Below are 15,010 nucleotides of genomic sequence, written 5' to 3' on the forward strand. Positions count from 1 at the left end.
AGCAATCAGCGAATCGGCGGCACGCGCACCGGCCCTTGTCGGCATTGATTCCTGACGCCCTTGCCGCACTCGCCGAAGCCCAGGTCCCTGGTCAGGCACACACGCACCTCGGCCAGTTCCGGTCCGCTGCAACGCACCGTCACCCCACCCTCCGGCATCCCCGGATTGCTCTGGCGGAACAGTTGGAGGATCTGGTCGGCGGAGTATTCCCGCGGCGTCGTCGAAGGTTGCAGGGCGGGTGGAACCACCACTGTCCCCAGCGCCTTGTCGGCCGCATTCAGGTAGCCAGAGGCGCCCAGGCCACTGCAGGTACCGTGCTTGTCCCACTCATGCTCCAGCAGTTTGCCCGAGGGAAACAGGGTGAGGCCCTTTTGCCGCTCCTGCTGCGTCAAGGGTGTCAGTGGCGGGCAGGATTGTGGCCAGCCGCCCTTGGCATACTGCGGCCACAAGCCATGGAGCACAAAACCATAACCCTTGCCGCTGCACTGCTGATCCTTGGCATGAGTCAGGCAGAAGGTCGGCGACCAGGACAAGGTCAGCAGGTAGTAATCGAAGACCCCCGCCACCGACTCCGTCTGCTGCCTCGATTGCCGGGCTTCGCTGAGACTTGCATGGCCCATCGTCAGGGCGATGAACAAGACGACTACAGAAGATAATTTCATTGGTTTTCCTATCCCATCGGGCGCCATCATGGCGCTCAAAACATCGTAACCATAGCGTCAGATCAAGGTCTGCCTTGAACAATAACTGTTAAATGTCACTGCAAAACAGTAACATTCAGCACTTTTTTCCAGGCTTTGCCGCGCCGTCCCGGCGCACGCCGCACTTGACGTAGTCGCTCTAGGAGCAGGTTTCATGAGTATTCGCAACATCCGCAAGAAAGTCGTCTCCGCCCTCTGGACCCTGGCCGTACTCTTGCTGATCTACTGCTTTCCGAAAACCATTCTCGGTTTTCTGCTCCTGGTCGCGGTTTGCGGTGTCTATGACTTCCTGCGCAACGGCATCTACACCGCCGAGCTGGCGAAGAAGTATTTTATCGGCAACGGCCGCAACACCTGGGTACTGTCGCCCTTCAACTCGCTGTTCGACCTGATCAGCAAGCCCAATCGCGGCATCTACAAGATGCAGGACCTGCCAGAAGACTGCCAGCGCGACCTGCAGCAAGTCATCGACAAGGCGATGAGCCACAAGGACGAGATCATCCAGTACCTCGACTCACGGATGGCGGAAAACAAGCGCGGCATGTTGTTCTTCCAGTGGTACGGACGCAAGATCGACACCGAACTGGATATCTCGGAACTTCAGCAGAAGTTCCCCTACGTCAAGACCGTTGGCGTGTCGGTCTTCAATGAAAACCGCTCGACGTCCTTCCACTTCGGCCCGTTGCGCATGATGTTCCGCGTGCTCTACAACATGGCCCCGGCGCCGCACCACGACGGCGTCTACATCCAGTGCCGCAAGCAAAAGCATTACTGGCATGATGACCCGCTGTTCATTTTCGATGACACGCTGCTGCACGCCTCGTTCAACAAGAACGACGCCAAACGTTACTGCCTGTTCATCGATATCGTCCGCCCGTCCTACGCCCCGCGCATTATCAGCGGTGCGATCGCTGCGTTCGCCAGCGCGGCGTTCACCCTGCGCCAGGGCTTCTACAAGAACTGGAAGGTCATCAAGTAATAACGGCTGGAGGTTGCGCCGCGCCTTCGAAGCTGCGCGGCCAAACCCGGCAATAGCCTTGAGGCGCTGGGTTGACCAGCCCCTCAAGTGCCCGCCTCAACCCCGCGGGACGCGGGCGCTGATTCAGGCCTGGATCAGCTTGGCAATCGCCACGTCCGGGCTGACGTCGGCCTCGTAATCCACCCCTTCGACCCCGAAACCGAACAGACGCAGGAACTCGGCCTTGTAGCCGGCAAAATCCGTCAGTTCGTTGAGGTTTTCGGTGGTGACCGCATCCCACAGCTTCGCCACCTGCGCCTGGACCTCAGGCTGCAGCTCCTTGTAGTCGGCACGCAGGCGGCCGTCTTCGTCGAGGATCGGGGTCGGCGAGTACAGGCTGTCCTTGTACAGGCCGTAGACCTGCTCGATGCAACCTTCGTGGGAGCCCTGCTCCTTCATCACCTTGAACAGCAGCGACAGGTACAGCGGCATGATCGGGATCGCCGAGCTCGCCTGGGTGACCACGGCTTTCAACACCGAAACCCGCGCGTCGCCGCCTTTGGCCGCCAGACGCTCACGAATCTTCAGGACCTTCTGGTCCAGGTCCTTCTTGGCCGCGCCAATGGAACCGTTCCAGTAGATGTCGTGGGTCAGTTTTTCGCCCAGGTAGGTGAAGGCGGTGGTTTTCGCGCCGTCAGCCAGCACACCGGCCTCGTCCAGGGCATCGATCCACAGCTGCCAGTCTTCGCCACCCATGACCTTGACGGTACCGTCGATCTCTTCCTGGGTCGCCTCGGCCAGCGTGGTGACGTTGACCTCTTCCTTGTCGGTGTTCAGTCCGCGCTGGGTGACCGACTTGCCGATCGGCTTGAGCGTCGAGCTGTAGACTTCACCGGTTTTCGGATCGGTACGACGCGGGGCCGCCAGGCTGTAGACCACCAGGTCGATCTTGCCCATGTCGCGCTTGATGGTCTCGATGGTCAGGCGCTTGACTTCATCGGAGAAGGCGTCGCCATTGATGCTCATGGCGTACAGGCCTTTCTCTTCGGCAAACTTGTGGAACGCGGCGCTATTGTACCAACCGGCGGTGCCGAGCTTGCCTTCGTCGCCTTCACGCTCGAAGAACACCCCCAGGGTGTTGGCACCGCAGCCGAAAGCCGCGGTGATGCGCGCCGCCAGGCCGTAACCGGTGGATGCACCGAGCACCAGGACGTTCTTCGGTCCGTCGCTGACCGGGCCTTGCTGGGTGACGTAGTCAATCTGTTGCTTGACGTTGGCTTCACAACCCACTGGGTGGGTGGTCACACAGATAAAGCCACGAACGCGTGGTTTGATGATCATAAGGTTCCCTTTTTTCATAGGCCGATATCGACACTGACGGTAAGCAGCGTCGCGGATTCTAGTCATAGACGTTCAAAAAGCCGATGCGTCACTGCTTTTACAACACAGGCCCGCGCGGGGAAAGCAAATTCCCTTGCCATGTATCGCCTGGACCTTGATTAGCCCTCGTGCGCGCAACATTCTAGCGCCCACCTCCACCAGCGAAGCCTGATCGATCATGAGCGCCACGCCTTCTACCGAAACCGATAGTGACGTCTACAAGACCCTGCTCGAATCGACCAAGGCCATTCCCTGGCGAATCGACTGGCAAACCATGACCTTCAGCTACATCGGCCCACAGATCGAGACCCTGCTCGGCTGGACACCGGACAGTTGGGTCGGGATCGATGACTGGGTGTCACGCATGCACCCGGATGATCGGGAGTATGTGGTGAACTTCTGTGTGTCGCAGTCCAAGGCTGGCGTCGACCACGAGGCCGACTACCGGGCACTGACCCGCGACGGCGAATACGTCTGGATCCGCGATGTGGTGCATGTGGTGCGCAAGGACGGCGAAGTCGAGGCGCTGATCGGCTTTATGTTCGATATCAGCGAACGCAAGAAAACCGAGGAACACCTGATCCGCCTGCAAAAGCAGTTGGAGGAGTACTCGTTCCAGGATGGCCTGACCGGTATTGCCAATCGTCGTATGTTCGACACCGTGCTCGCCCGGGAGTGGGAACATGCCCAGCGCAATCAACTGCCGCTGTCGCTGATTATCCTGGATATCGACTTTTTCAAGCAGTACAACGACCACTACGGGCATATCAGGGGTGACGAGGCCCTGCGACAAGTGGCCCAGACCCTGTCCCAGGCGACCAATCGGCCACGGGACTTTATTGCCCGGATCGGCGGTGAAGAGTTCATCTGGCTATTGCCCGAAACACCGGCGGACAAGGCTCGGCAAGTGGCGGATAAATGCCTGCAACTGATTCGCCAGCAGCAGATCGAACATGAGAAGTCGGCGATTTCCGGGCTGCTGAGTCTCAGCCTCGGAGTCGGCACCATACGCCCCGCCGTCGATGAAGCGGCACTGGGTTTTGTCGAGAAAGTCGATGAGTTGCTCTACAAGGTCAAACGCAACGGCCGCATGGGGGCCGAGTACGCCAACTTCAGCGACTGACCGATGGATTCACTGGATATCGAGATCGAAGCTCGGCGTCGGACGCTCCGACGTCGCCGCCGATACAATCGCGCGGATTTGTATCAATAATGACTATCGATGCAGCTGATAAGCGATCATCAAGCCACGATGGTAGAGTTCGCGCCGATGGCAACGTTATGCCTCAACTATTCTCCGGGCACTTGCGCGGAACAGTTATTGAGTCATCTCGACTTCATCATCCCTTTGGTAAGTTTTAGCTACTGCGCCGAGTGCCCTGCACTTTGTGCGGTGGCTTTTTTTAGGTCATTCAAATATCCGAACTTGATTAATCCAAGGCACTTGTCGTGGGCGCTACTTTTTCATGGCGCGGTAAACAGTGCCTGGCAAGGGGCGAAAAAAACCACGGCAACTCAGCTGCCTTCATTGCAGTGGTCGGAAAGATCAATACAAATCCCTCGGCCAATGGCCAGTCTTGTCCCGCCGACGCCAGGCGTTTTTGCATGCCTGTGTATCCGTAGCCCGCCAGATACACTGCAATACAAAGGCCCGATGCCAGCCGCCACAGCCCTCGCTAGACTGTGCCCTAAACCAACATTGACGGAGCCCGGCCCCATGGATCATGTCGATCACATCCTGATCGTGGACGATGACCGCGAGATCAGAGAGCTGGTGGGCAACTACCTCAAGAAGAACGGCCTGCGTACCACGGTGGTCGCCGATGGCCGGCAGATGCGTACCTTCCTCGAAACCACGCCGGTGGACCTGATCGTGCTGGACATCATGATGCCCGGCGACGACGGCCTGCTGCTGTGCCGTGAACTGCGCGCCGGCAAGCACAAGGCCACGCCGGTGCTGATGCTGACCGCCCGCAGCGACGAAACCGACCGCATCATCGGCCTCGAAATGGGCGCCGACGATTACCTGGTCAAACCCTTCGCCGCCCGCGAGCTGCTGGCCCGGATCAACTCGGTGCTGCGCCGCACACGGATGCTGCCACCCAACCTGATCGTCACCGAAAGTGGTCGACTGCTGGGGTTCGGCCGCTGGAAGCTCGACACCAGCGCCCGCCACCTGCTGGATGAAAACGGCACCCTGGTGGCCCTCAGCGGCGCCGAATATCGCCTGTTGCGGGTGTTTCTCGACCATCCGCAACGGGTCCTGAACCGCGACCAGTTGCTCAACCTAACCCAGGGCCGCGACGCCGATCTGTTCGACCGCTCCATCGACCTGCTGGTGAGCCGCCTGCGCCAACGGTTGCTGGACGATGCCCGCGAGCCGGCCTATATCAAGACCGTGCGCAGTGAGGGTTATGTGTTCTCACTGCCGGTGGAAATCCTCGGTGCAACCCAATGAAACCGGTCCTGCTCTGGCCGCGCACGCTGGGCTCACGGCTGTCGCTGATCTTCCTCGCCGGGCTGATCCTCGCCCAGGCGCTGTCCTTCGGCGCGCAGTCCTACGAGCGCTATCAGAGCGCCAAGACCGCCATGCTCGGCAACCTGGAAACCGATGTCTCGACCTCCATCGCCATTCTTGAACGCCTGCCGGCGAGCGAACGCGAAAGCTGGTTGCCACGCCTTGAACGGCACAACTACCGCTACCTGCTGAACGAGGGTGTTCCCGGCATTCCCATGCAACCGGATGAAGTGCCGATCGCCGTCCCCTCGCTCAAAGAGGCCATCGGGCGTGACTACCCGCTGACCTTCAGCGACATTCCCGGCCCGCGCAAACACTTCCAGGCCCATCTGAAACTGCGTGACGGCAGTCCGGTGACTCTCGACGTCACCCCATCGGTCATGCCCATGTCGCCCTGGTTGCCCTTTGTCCTGCTCGGTCAGTTGCTGCTGATGCTCGGCTGCGCCTGGCTGGCAGTGCGGATTGCAGTGCGCCCGTTGACCCGCCTGGCCCATGCCGTGGAAAACCTTGACCCCAATACCCACGGCGTACATCTGGACGAAGCCGGCCCGACCGAAGTGGCCCGCGCGGCGGCGGCCTTCAACGCCCTGCAGGCGCGTATCGCCGCCTATCTCAAGGAGCGCATGCAACTGCTGGCGGCGATTTCCCATGACCTGCAAACCCCCATCACGCGCATGAAGCTGCGGGCCGAGTTCATGGACGACTCCACCGAGAAGGACAAGCTCTGGCAGGACCTGGGCGAAATCGAACACCTGGTGCGTGAAGGCGTGGCCTATGCCCGCAGCGTGCATGGCGCCACCGAAGCCAATTGCCGCATCGACCTCGACGCCTTTCTCGACAGCCTGGTATTCGACTATCAGGACAGCGGTCAAGCCGTGGAGCTGATCGGCAAGAACGGCGGGCTGATCGACACCCGCCCCCATGCCCTGCGACGCGTATTGGTCAACCTGGTGGACAACGCACTGAAATTCGCCGGCAGCGCGCAGATCGTTATCACCCCCCAGAAAAACCGACGATTGTCGATCCTGGTCCTGGACCGCGGTCCGGGTATAGCCCAGGCGGAACTGGAAGAAGTCCTCAAGCCCTTCTATCGCGTGGAAAGCTCGCGCAACCGCAGCACCGGTGGGACCGGCCTGGGCCTGGCCATCGCCCAGCAACTGGCAACCGCCATGGGCGGCACATTGACCCTGAGCAATCGTGATGGCGGAGGGCTGTGTGCGGAGCTTGAGCTGAACATGGGCGATACGCCTGCGGGTTTCGCGACGCGTTAAAATCCTGCAAGCTGAGCCAACCGGCACCAACCACCTGGGTGCCTGATTTAGCTATGCTAGGAACACGCGTGCGCGCGAAGCCTTTCTGGTGCAGCCGGCGCCTTAGCAGCCCGGCGACATCGCCTTGATGGAATAAAGCATGACCCAACGATCGGTAATCAACGCCTCGGTTAGCCCCAAGGGCAGCCTCGAAACCCTTTCCCAACGTGAAGTGCAGCAACTGAGCGAAGCCGGCTCCGGCAGCATCTACACATTATTCCGCCAGTGCGCCCTGGCCATCCTCAACACCGGCGCCCATGTCGACAATGCCAAGACCATCCTCGAAGCCTACAAGGATTTCGAGATCCGTATTCACCAGCAGGATCGTGGGGTCCGCCTGGAACTGCTGAACGCCCCGGCCGATGCCTTCGTTGATGGCGAAATGATCGCCAGCACCCGCGAAATGCTCTTCAGTGCCCTGCGCGATATCGTCTACACCGAAAACGAACTGGAGAGCCAGCGCATCGACCTGGACAGTTCCCAGGGCATCACCGACTACGTTTTCCACCTGCTGCGCAACGCACGCACCCTGCGCCCCGGCCTGGAGCCGAAAATGGTGGTGTGCTGGGGCGGTCACTCCATCAGCACCGAGGAATACCAGTACACCAAGAAGGTCGGCCACGAACTGGGCCTGCGCAGTCTGGATGTCTGCACCGGTTGCGGTCCTGGGGTGATGAAGGGGCCGATGAAAGGCGCGACCATTTCCCACGCCAAGCAACGCATCACCACCGGCCGCTACCTGGGCCTGACCGAGCCGGGGATCATCGCCGCCGAGGCGCCGAACCCGATCGTCAACGAGCTGGTGATCATGCCCGACATCGAGAAACGCCTTGAGGCGTTCGTGCGGGTGGGCCACGGCATCATCATCTTCCCGGGCGGCGCCGGTACGGCCGAAGAATTCCTTTACCTGCTCGGCATCCTGATGCACCCGGACAACCGCGAACTGCCGTTCCCGGTGATCCTGACCGGCCCGCGCAGTGCAGAAGCCTACCTTCAGCAACTGAACGCCTTTGTGGTCGCGACCCTGGGTGAAAAAGCGCAGAAGCACTACGAAATCATCATCGACAACCCGGCCCAGGTGGCCCGGCAGATGGCCCACGGGTTGAAGGCGGTCAAACAGTTCCGCCGCGAACGCAATGACGCCTTCCACTTCAACTGGCTGCTGAAGATCGATGGCGGCTTCCAGCACCCGTTCGATCCGACCCACGCCAATATGGCGAGCCTCAACCTCAGCCGCAGCCTGCCCCCCCACGAACTGGCGGCCAACCTGCGCCGGGCGTTTTCCGGGATAGTCGCCGGCAACGTCAAGGACAAGGGCATCCGCCTGATCGAGGAGCACGGCCCCTACGAGATCCATGGCGACGCGGCGGTGATGCAGCCGCTGGACAAGCTGCTCAAGGCCTTCGTTGAACAACACCGCATGAAGCTCCCCGGTGGCGCGGCTTATGTGCCTTGCTATCGCGTAGTGAGCTAAACCTGCGACAACGATCTGTTTGTATCTGCCAAGCCGGTGCAAACAGATCGCCCTCCTGCGCCCACCACATCGCCCCCCGTAGGACCCATCCCAAAAGCCCTCAGGAAACGTAAACAAGCCCGAAAACCCTATTGAACGCCCCGGCAAAACCCTTCACTCTTGACCCTCAACATCAGTGCAACTATATTTAGTTGCAGCAAGGAGGCTTGGTGTCCAAGAATGAAAAATTGCTCGCTAAACTGCTCAACCCCTGGTCGAGCTGTACCTGGACGGAACTGGTGACGCTATTGGGTCACTTTGGTTACCGCCGGCTTGAAGGCTCAGGCAGCCGGGTCAAATTCGACAACGGTGACCCGCAGGCAGCGATCAACCTGCACAAACCTCATCCTGGCAACGAGCTGAAAACCTATATCAAGCGTCAGGTGATTGATCACCTGCGTTCAGGAGGACTGATTTCGTGAGTAATCAGATGCATTACAAAGGCTATTACGGCTCCATCGAAGCCAGCGTCGAGGACAACTGCCTGTTCGGCAAGCTCCAGTTCATCCGCGCGCTGGTAAGTTATGAGGGGCAAACCGTGGCGGAACTGGAAACGGCGTTCAAGGGGGCCGTTGACGACTACCTCGACACCTGCAAACAGTTGAACCAGGCGCCCGAGATGCCCTGCAAGGGCTCATTCAACGTGCGCGTGGGTCACGATCTCCATCTGGCCGCCGCGTTGACCGCGACGCGCCAGAAGGTGACGCTCAATGACCTGACCCGTCAGGCCCTGAGCGAGTATCTGCTGCAGCATGCCTGATCGACTCAGGCAGAGGCCCCTGAGCAAGCCTCAGCGAGTCGCGACCACGAACAACCTGGGAAACGGCAACAGCACCGTTCCGTCGGCGAGCGCCGGGTAAGCCCCGGTGATCGCCGTCAGGTAAGCTTGCAGAAATGCCGCTTTCTGCCCCTCATCCAAGGGTACCAGGTACGGCCGTAGCGCCGAGCCCTTGAACCACTCCACCACGGCGGCATGACCGCCGGCCAACGGGTGGTGATAGGTGGTGCGCCAGACATCCACGTGACTGCAGTGCGGACGCAACAGTTCGTAATAGAAACTCGCGTCGTGCCGCGGCGGGTGCCGAACCGTCGCGATCTTGTCCGCCCACGGTCCGCTGGCGGCCACTTCCCGCGCCAGCCGGTGCGATGGCTCCTGCATATTGTCCGGAGTCTGCACCGCCAGGCTGCCACCAGCCGCCAACTTGCTCACCAGATGGGGATAGAGCGTGGCGTGATCCGGCACCCATTGCAGCGAGGCATTGGCCAGGATCACATCGAAGGTTTGATCCGGGTTCCAGGTGGCGATATCGGCGAGTTCGAAATTCAACGCGGGCAAGCGCGCCCGAGCACTGACGAGCATATCCTCGGAGCTGTCCATGCCGGTGACCCGCGCCTCGGGAAAACGCTGGGCCAGGACTTCGGTGGAGTTGCCCGGACCGCAACCCAGGTCGACAGCCACGCCGACCGTGCCAGTAGGGATGGCGGCCACCAGATCGCGGACGGGACGGGTGCGCTCTTCTTCAAATGTCGAATATTGCTTGGCTGACCAGGTCATCACGCTTCCTCTTGTGCATGGGGAGTGAGCACAAGCGTAGGTTTTGCACGCCATGATGACAAATGCTAATAATGACAAACTGCCATACTGAAAAGGTATCGAAATGCTAGAGCTGCGTCGCTTGCATGCGTTTGTCGTGATCGCTGAAGAAGGTCATATCACCCGGGCGGCGGAGCGTCTGCATATGCAACAACCGCCCCTCACCCGCCTGCTGCAGAAGCTGGAGGCCGAGATGGGCGTGGCGTTGATGGAACGCCTGCCACGGGGTGTTCGCCCGACCACGGCAGGCCTGGCGTTGCTGGAAGAAGCCCGTGCTGTCTTGGCACGGGCCGAGGGCGTGACCGAGGTGGTGCGTCGCGCTGCCCGGGGTGAACAGGGGCGGCTTGGTATCGGCTTCACCAGTTCGGCAGCGCTGCACCCGTTTGTGCCGGGCGTGCTGCGGCACTTTCGCGAGGCGTTTTCCGGCGTTTCGGTGATTCTGGAAGAAGCCGGCACCGGGGAGTTGATGGATGCGCTGGTGCACGAACGCCTGGATGCCGCCTTCGTGCGCTCGCCCTTGAGCGGTACACCGACCTTGCAGGCCGAACCGATTCTGGTCGAACCGATGTTGCTGGCACTGCCGATGGATCATCCCCTGGCACAAGACACCCGCGTCCCCCTGCCCTTGTCCGCGCTCGCCGGCGAAGCCTTTGTGCTGTATCGACGTCGGGTGGGATTGGGGCTCTACGACGCCATTCTGGTGGCGTGTCGCGAGGCGGGATTCAGCCCACAGGTGATTCAGGAAGCCCCACGCATGGCCGCCACCCTGAGCCTGGTCGCCGCCGGCCTGGGGGTTTCCATCGTCCCGGCCTCGATGCAGCGCCTGCGGGGCGACGGCATTGCCTATCGCGCGTTATCACAGTGTCCGGGACTGATCGCACCGCTGCACCTGGCGACCCGCGTGGGCGATAGCTCGTCGGTACTGCGGCGGTTTCGGGAGTTGGTGATCGAGGCGGCGGCAATGGAGACCCCATCAGCGCAAATCTGAAAGCACTGGCACTTTCAATTATCCGGCATTTACCGGACTCTATTCGATAAATGCCGTATAAAAAGAGGTGTCCCCATCATTCCTCTCACCCCCCTCAAGACACGTACAGCCAAGGACCAGCGGCTGACTATCAATGATAGCGACCCATTGCTTCGTGCGGTTCGCATCACCGCCATAGCGAATACGCTTTTCGGCAATGATGAGAAAGCCAAGCGCTGGTTGTCCAAACCCAAGGAACACTTCTCGGGGAAAAGTCCCATGACCATGCTGTCGACTATTCAGGGAACCCGTCAGGTAGAGGAAATGCTCATACGTCTGGCGGAAGGTCTTACCTTTTAACCTAGAGCGTTTTCCGACCTGTCGAGACGTACCCACGCCGTACGTCCCGTGTGAGTGGCTTCAGGAATCAACGCGCAAATTGGCATTGGCCCGCTGCAGAAAGTCCACAAAACGCTCCACCTCCTCATCACTGAAACCCGCCAGCGCCTTGATATTGCCCTCCCACAGAATCTCTTTCGCCTGCGGTATCCGGGTCAGCGCCAGCTCGGTCAACTCCACGATCTGGATGCGTTTGTGCTCCGGATCGGGCCGGCGGCGGATCAACTGGTCCCGCTCCAGACGAGCCAGGGTCTGGGCCATGGACGGCTGCTCGACCTGCAACAAACGCGCGAGCTCAGCCTGGGTCCGCGCTTCCCCCCGCTGCAGCGCACCCAACACCGGCATGCTGGCCATGCCGATTCCCAGCGGGCGCAAACGCACCTCGGCCTGCCGGATCAACTCCTGCGACACGCGCTTGATCAGGAAGGACGGCACCCGGTTCAGATCTAAATTGTTCATCTAACGACCCCTTGTCATAGGCACCTATGCTAATTCATCATAGGTGCCTATGACAAACCCCGCTCTGGAATGACACCATGGTCTCGACTCCACGTATCGCCATCGTCGGCGCCGGCCTCGGCGGCTTGATGCTCGCCCGTATGCTGTACCTCAAAGGCGTGCCTTTCCTGATCTTCGAGCGTGATGAGTCCATCTCGCAGCGGCCACAGGGCGGCATGCTCGACCTGCACGTGGAAACCGGCCAATACGCGCTACGCCTGGGCGGGTTGTTCGAAACCTTTCAGCAATTGGCCCGCTACGAAGACCAGGGCCTGCGGCTGTTCGACCAACACGGTACGTTGCAGATGGAAAAAGCCGATGCTGCCAGCGGCGACCGCCCCGAGATCGATCGCGGCCAGCTCAGGGAGCTGCTGCTGGAATCGATCCCGGAAGACACTTTGCGCTGGGGCCACACCCTCAGGGAAGCCGAACAACAGGACGACGGCTATACCGAGCTGCGCTTCGACAACGGCCTGAATCAGCGCTTTGAGCTGGTGGTCGGCGCCGACGGTGCCTGGTCCAAGGTGCGCGCTCTGGTCTCGACAACACAGCCCGCGTTCACCGGACTCACCTTGCATGAACTGTCGATCCCCGACGCCGATGCCCGTTATCCTGAGGTGGCGCAACGGGTCGGGCGCGGCATGCTGATTGCCAAGGGCAAACGCCAGACAATCTTTGCCCAACGCAACGCAAACGCCCATATCCGCGTGTATGCCGCCTTGCATCGGCAGGTAACAGCGCACGAAGCAAAAACCAGGAGCGACCTGCTCCGAGACTTCAAGGGTTGGGACGCCTCCTTGCTGCAACTGATTCACGTAGCGGACGAAGCTGTACGCCCCTGGCCGGTTCATGTGCTGCCGATCGGCCATCGCTGGGAGCACCGCGACGGCGTTACCCTGCTGGGCGATGCCGCGCACCTGATGCCACCCGCCGGCGAAGGCGCCAACCTGGCGTTGCGTGATGCGGTGGACCTGGCGGATGCGCTGCTGGACGACCAGGACTGGAAAGCCGCGGTTCGAGCCCATGAACGGGTGATGTTCGAGCGCGCCGCCCTCGCCGCCGCCGAGGCCGACAAAATGATGATGGCCGACTCGGTCGAAGAGAACCTGGAACTGATGAAAAGTCATCTGGGCGCCGAAGCCTGAGCCACACTCGATCGACATCGGCAATTGACAAACCCGGCGCCAGCTTTTAAAAATGGACGCCTGATCCAGGGTGTAAACAAACATGTACGCAACGCTCAACCTCATTGCTGTCGCCGTTGGCTTGAATGCCAAGGCCCCGGCATGCGTTGCGTTTGCCCCTAAATCGAAGAAACAGTCGCTCATGTGACCGGGGCGCGCTGTCCCGTCAGATGAGCTGACAGGACATTGAGCGCGACGACGGGTCACCCCTCCTCTTCTGCCAACTTCCTTCTACGCTTCTGACGGTGACGACACGGTCAACCATCAGGAGAAAGTGCATGTCATCGTTTCAAGGTATCTGGGTCCCCCTCGTTACGCCGTTCGTGAACCAGGCCATCGACTTCGTCGCCTTGCGGCGGCTGGTCAGCCATCTGCTGGACAGCGGCGTCGACGGCATCGTGGTCTGTGGCACCACCGGGGAAGCCGCCGCACTGGGCAAACATGAACAGCTGGCGGTGCTGGATGCCGTACTGGAGCTGGTCCCGCCACAGAAGGTGGTAATGGGCCTGGCGGGCAACAACCTCAGCGAGTTGCTGCAGTTCCAGAGCGAGATACTCAAGCGCCCCCTGGCCGGGCTGCTGGTGCCTGCGCCCTATTACATCCGCCCGTCCCAGGCCGGCCTGGAAGCGTTTTTCAAGACTGTCGCCGATGCCTCCAGCGTGCCGATCATTGTCTACGACATTCCCTACCGCACCGGGGTGAGCTTCGAGCAGGCAACCCTGCTCAGGATCGTCGCCCATGACAATATCGTCGCCATCAAGGACTGCGGCGGCAACCTGAACAACACCCTGGCGGTGCTGGCCAGCGGCCTGGTCGATGTGCTGTGTGGCGAGGACAACCAGATGTTCAATGCAATGTGCCTCGGCGCAACCGGTGCAATTGCGGCTTCGGCGCATATCCATCCCGAGTTGTTCGTCCAGTTGTACCGGCAGATCCAGGAGCAGCAGCTCGCAGCTGCCAGGACGACATTTTTCCAACTGACGCCGCTGATCCAGGCCCTGTTTGTCGAGCCCAACCCTGGTCCGGTGAAAACCGCCCTCGCCCTTCAGGGGTTGATTCGTGACGAACTGCGCGCGCCCATGCAAACCAGCAGTGAAGCCACAGCCCAGCGCCTGAAAGACATCCTCGCAACGCTCAAGTCCAACGCGCGGTAGAGGTCGGACCAGCGACCCGGGTAGGATATCCGCACTTACGTCATGGATCAGAAAAGGAAGTCGAGATGTTCTACCGGATAGCGGCCGACGGGCTGGTGTCGTTTCACCTGCTGTTCATCTTGTTCGTGCTGTTTGGCGGGTTGCTGGTGCTCAAATGGCGCCGGTTGATCTGGTTGCACCTGCCCGCCGCAACCTGGGGTGTGATTGTCGAAGTCTTCCACCTGGAGTGCCCGCTGACCCGCTGGGAAAATCTCTTTCGCCAGGCCGCCGGACAAGGCGGCTATGGCGAGGGCTTTATCGAGCACTACCTGATCCCGCTGATCTACCCCGCCGGGCTGACACCGACGATACAGCTTGGCTTTGGCGCCTTGGTGCTCTTGCTCAACCTCACGGTTTACCTGCATCTGTTCAAAACCCGCCGCCTGAAAGCCGCCCTCTAGACACCTCACCGAGAAGCTGCGACGAAACAGCGCGTTGCGCCCCAGCGGATTGACCGACCGCAAAAACCACCATATAGTGTGCCAACTTCACATAAAAACACTACATGATGTGCCATGCTTCTCCTACGGCACCTCTCATCCCCCTGGAGCGCCAGGGTTTTCCAATGCCTGCTTGTGCCGTGAATCCTGTTGAACGGGAGCTCCAAACACGTGTCTACCTGCCTGACAAACAGGCAGTGAACCAGGCCTACCCACACCCCCACACAAGGAACATCCGATGCTCAGCTGGGACGAATTCGACAAGGAAGAAGGCGCAGCCGCCATCAAGGGCGCCAACGCCGGCCACGCCACCGAAGCCAACATGGACCGCCTCGACAGCGCCGGTGGCGCCGCG

At 60.6% G+C, this 15,010-nt stretch carries 16 protein-coding genes and 1 pseudogene; 12 read left to right on the top strand and 5 right to left on the bottom strand.

Translation table 11 applies throughout. The features are described from left to right. Positions 1–5: 5 nt before the first annotated feature. Complete coding sequence (locus tag M5C01_RS31680) at positions 6–662, bottom strand: ribonuclease T2 (protein WP_152742279.1); 657 nt, start codon at positions 660–662, stop codon at positions 6–8. Positions 663–855: 193 nt separating this feature from the next. Between M5C01_RS31680 and M5C01_RS31685 the strand changes: the two genes are divergently transcribed. Continuing rightward, positions 856–1,680, top strand: a complete 825-nt coding sequence (locus M5C01_RS31685; RefSeq protein WP_152742280.1) for an aspartyl/asparaginyl beta-hydroxylase domain-containing protein — start codon at positions 856–858, stop codon at positions 1,678–1,680. Between the two features lie 123 nt (positions 1,681–1,803). Here the strand turns inward: M5C01_RS31685 and fabV are convergent, their stop codons facing one another. After that, positions 1,804–3,000, bottom strand: coding sequence for an enoyl-ACP reductase FabV (fabV, locus tag M5C01_RS31690; RefSeq protein ID WP_152742281.1), 1,197 nt, complete (start codon positions 2,998–3,000; stop codon positions 1,804–1,806). A 217-nt stretch (positions 3,001–3,217) separates the two neighbouring features. Between fabV and M5C01_RS31695 the strand changes: the two genes are divergently transcribed. Continuing rightward, positions 3,218–4,162, top strand: a complete 945-nt coding sequence (locus tag M5C01_RS31695) for a sensor domain-containing diguanylate cyclase (protein ID WP_103499169.1) — start codon at positions 3,218–3,220, stop codon at positions 4,160–4,162. A 307-nt stretch (positions 4,163–4,469) separates the two neighbouring features. Here the strand turns inward: M5C01_RS31695 and M5C01_RS31700 are convergent, their stop codons facing one another. Beyond that, positions 4,470–4,646, bottom strand: a complete 177-nt coding sequence (locus M5C01_RS31700) for a hypothetical protein (protein ID WP_177098878.1) — start codon at positions 4,644–4,646, stop codon at positions 4,470–4,472. Positions 4,647–4,756: 110 nt separating this feature from the next. Here M5C01_RS31700 and M5C01_RS31705 point away from each other — a divergent pair, with 110 nt between their 5' ends. From M5C01_RS31705 to M5C01_RS31725, 5 genes are all read left to right on the top strand, one after another. Further along, on the top strand, positions 4,757–5,497 hold the full coding sequence (locus M5C01_RS31705; RefSeq protein ID WP_103499170.1) for a response regulator: 741 nt from the start codon (positions 4,757–4,759) through the stop codon (positions 5,495–5,497). Then, positions 5,494–6,828, top strand: a complete 1,335-nt coding sequence (locus tag M5C01_RS31710; RefSeq protein WP_152742282.1) for a HAMP domain-containing sensor histidine kinase — start codon at positions 5,494–5,496, stop codon at positions 6,826–6,828. Before M5C01_RS31705 ends, M5C01_RS31710 begins: the two co-directional genes overlap by 4 nt. A 139-nt stretch (positions 6,829–6,967) precedes the next feature. Next, positions 6,968–8,341, top strand: coding sequence for a nucleotide 5'-monophosphate nucleosidase PpnN (gene ppnN / locus M5C01_RS31715; RefSeq protein ID WP_103499172.1), 1,374 nt, complete (start codon positions 6,968–6,970; stop codon positions 8,339–8,341). Between the two features lie 209 nt (positions 8,342–8,550). Beyond that, complete coding sequence (locus tag M5C01_RS31720; protein ID WP_178130044.1) at positions 8,551–8,802, top strand: type II toxin-antitoxin system HicA family toxin; 252 nt, start codon at positions 8,551–8,553, stop codon at positions 8,800–8,802. Then, complete coding sequence (locus M5C01_RS31725) at positions 8,799–9,140, top strand: type II toxin-antitoxin system HicB family antitoxin (protein WP_178130045.1); 342 nt, start codon at positions 8,799–8,801, stop codon at positions 9,138–9,140. The genes M5C01_RS31720 and M5C01_RS31725 overlap by 4 nt, the downstream gene beginning before the upstream one ends. A gap of 30 nt (positions 9,141–9,170) precedes the next feature. Here M5C01_RS31725 and tam read toward each other — a convergent pair whose 3' ends face one another. Continuing rightward, positions 9,171–9,935 (bottom strand): trans-aconitate 2-methyltransferase, encoded by a 765-nt coding sequence (gene tam / locus M5C01_RS31730; RefSeq protein ID WP_152742284.1) that lies wholly within the window; start codon positions 9,933–9,935, stop codon positions 9,171–9,173. Between the two features lie 103 nt (positions 9,936–10,038). Here tam and M5C01_RS31735 point away from each other — a divergent pair, with 103 nt between their 5' ends. Both M5C01_RS31735 and M5C01_RS31740 read left to right on the top strand, forming a co-directional pair. After that, positions 10,039–10,962, top strand: a complete 924-nt coding sequence (locus M5C01_RS31735; protein WP_100943078.1) for a LysR family transcriptional regulator — start codon at positions 10,039–10,041, stop codon at positions 10,960–10,962. Between the two features lie 75 nt (positions 10,963–11,037). After that, positions 11,038–11,301, top strand: a pseudogene (locus M5C01_RS31740) (MbcA/ParS/Xre antitoxin family protein); the annotation flags it as partial. 60 nt (positions 11,302–11,361) lie between these two features. On the opposite strand, the gene M5C01_RS31745 reads toward M5C01_RS31740, so the two are convergent. Beyond that, positions 11,362–11,799, bottom strand: a complete 438-nt coding sequence (locus M5C01_RS31745) for a MarR family transcriptional regulator (protein WP_152742285.1) — start codon at positions 11,797–11,799, stop codon at positions 11,362–11,364. 77 nt (positions 11,800–11,876) lie between these two features. Here M5C01_RS31745 and M5C01_RS31750 point away from each other — a divergent pair, with 77 nt between their 5' ends. The 3 genes from M5C01_RS31750 to M5C01_RS31760 all read left to right on the top strand — a co-directional run bounded on the left by M5C01_RS31750 (position 11,877) and on the right by M5C01_RS31760 (position 14,616). After that, positions 11,877–12,983: an NAD(P)/FAD-dependent oxidoreductase gene (locus M5C01_RS31750; protein ID WP_152742286.1), complete on the top strand. Its 1,107-nt coding sequence runs from the start codon at positions 11,877–11,879 to the stop codon at positions 12,981–12,983. Between the two features lie 317 nt (positions 12,984–13,300). Continuing rightward, positions 13,301–14,176 carry a 4-hydroxy-tetrahydrodipicolinate synthase gene (dapA, locus tag M5C01_RS31755; protein ID WP_103499179.1) on the top strand — a complete coding sequence of 292 codons (876 nt, stop codon included), beginning with the start codon at positions 13,301–13,303 and terminating at the stop codon, positions 14,174–14,176. Positions 14,177–14,241: 65 nt separating this feature from the next. Further along, complete coding sequence (locus tag M5C01_RS31760; protein ID WP_103499180.1) at positions 14,242–14,616, top strand: DUF2784 domain-containing protein; 375 nt, start codon at positions 14,242–14,244, stop codon at positions 14,614–14,616. Positions 14,617–15,010: the final 394 nt, after the last annotated feature.

Origin of the sequence: Pseudomonas sp. MWU12-2319 (assembly GCF_023242525.1) — a bacterium.
Taxonomy (GTDB): domain Bacteria; phylum Pseudomonadota; class Gammaproteobacteria; order Pseudomonadales; family Pseudomonadaceae; genus Aquipseudomonas; species Aquipseudomonas gingeri_D.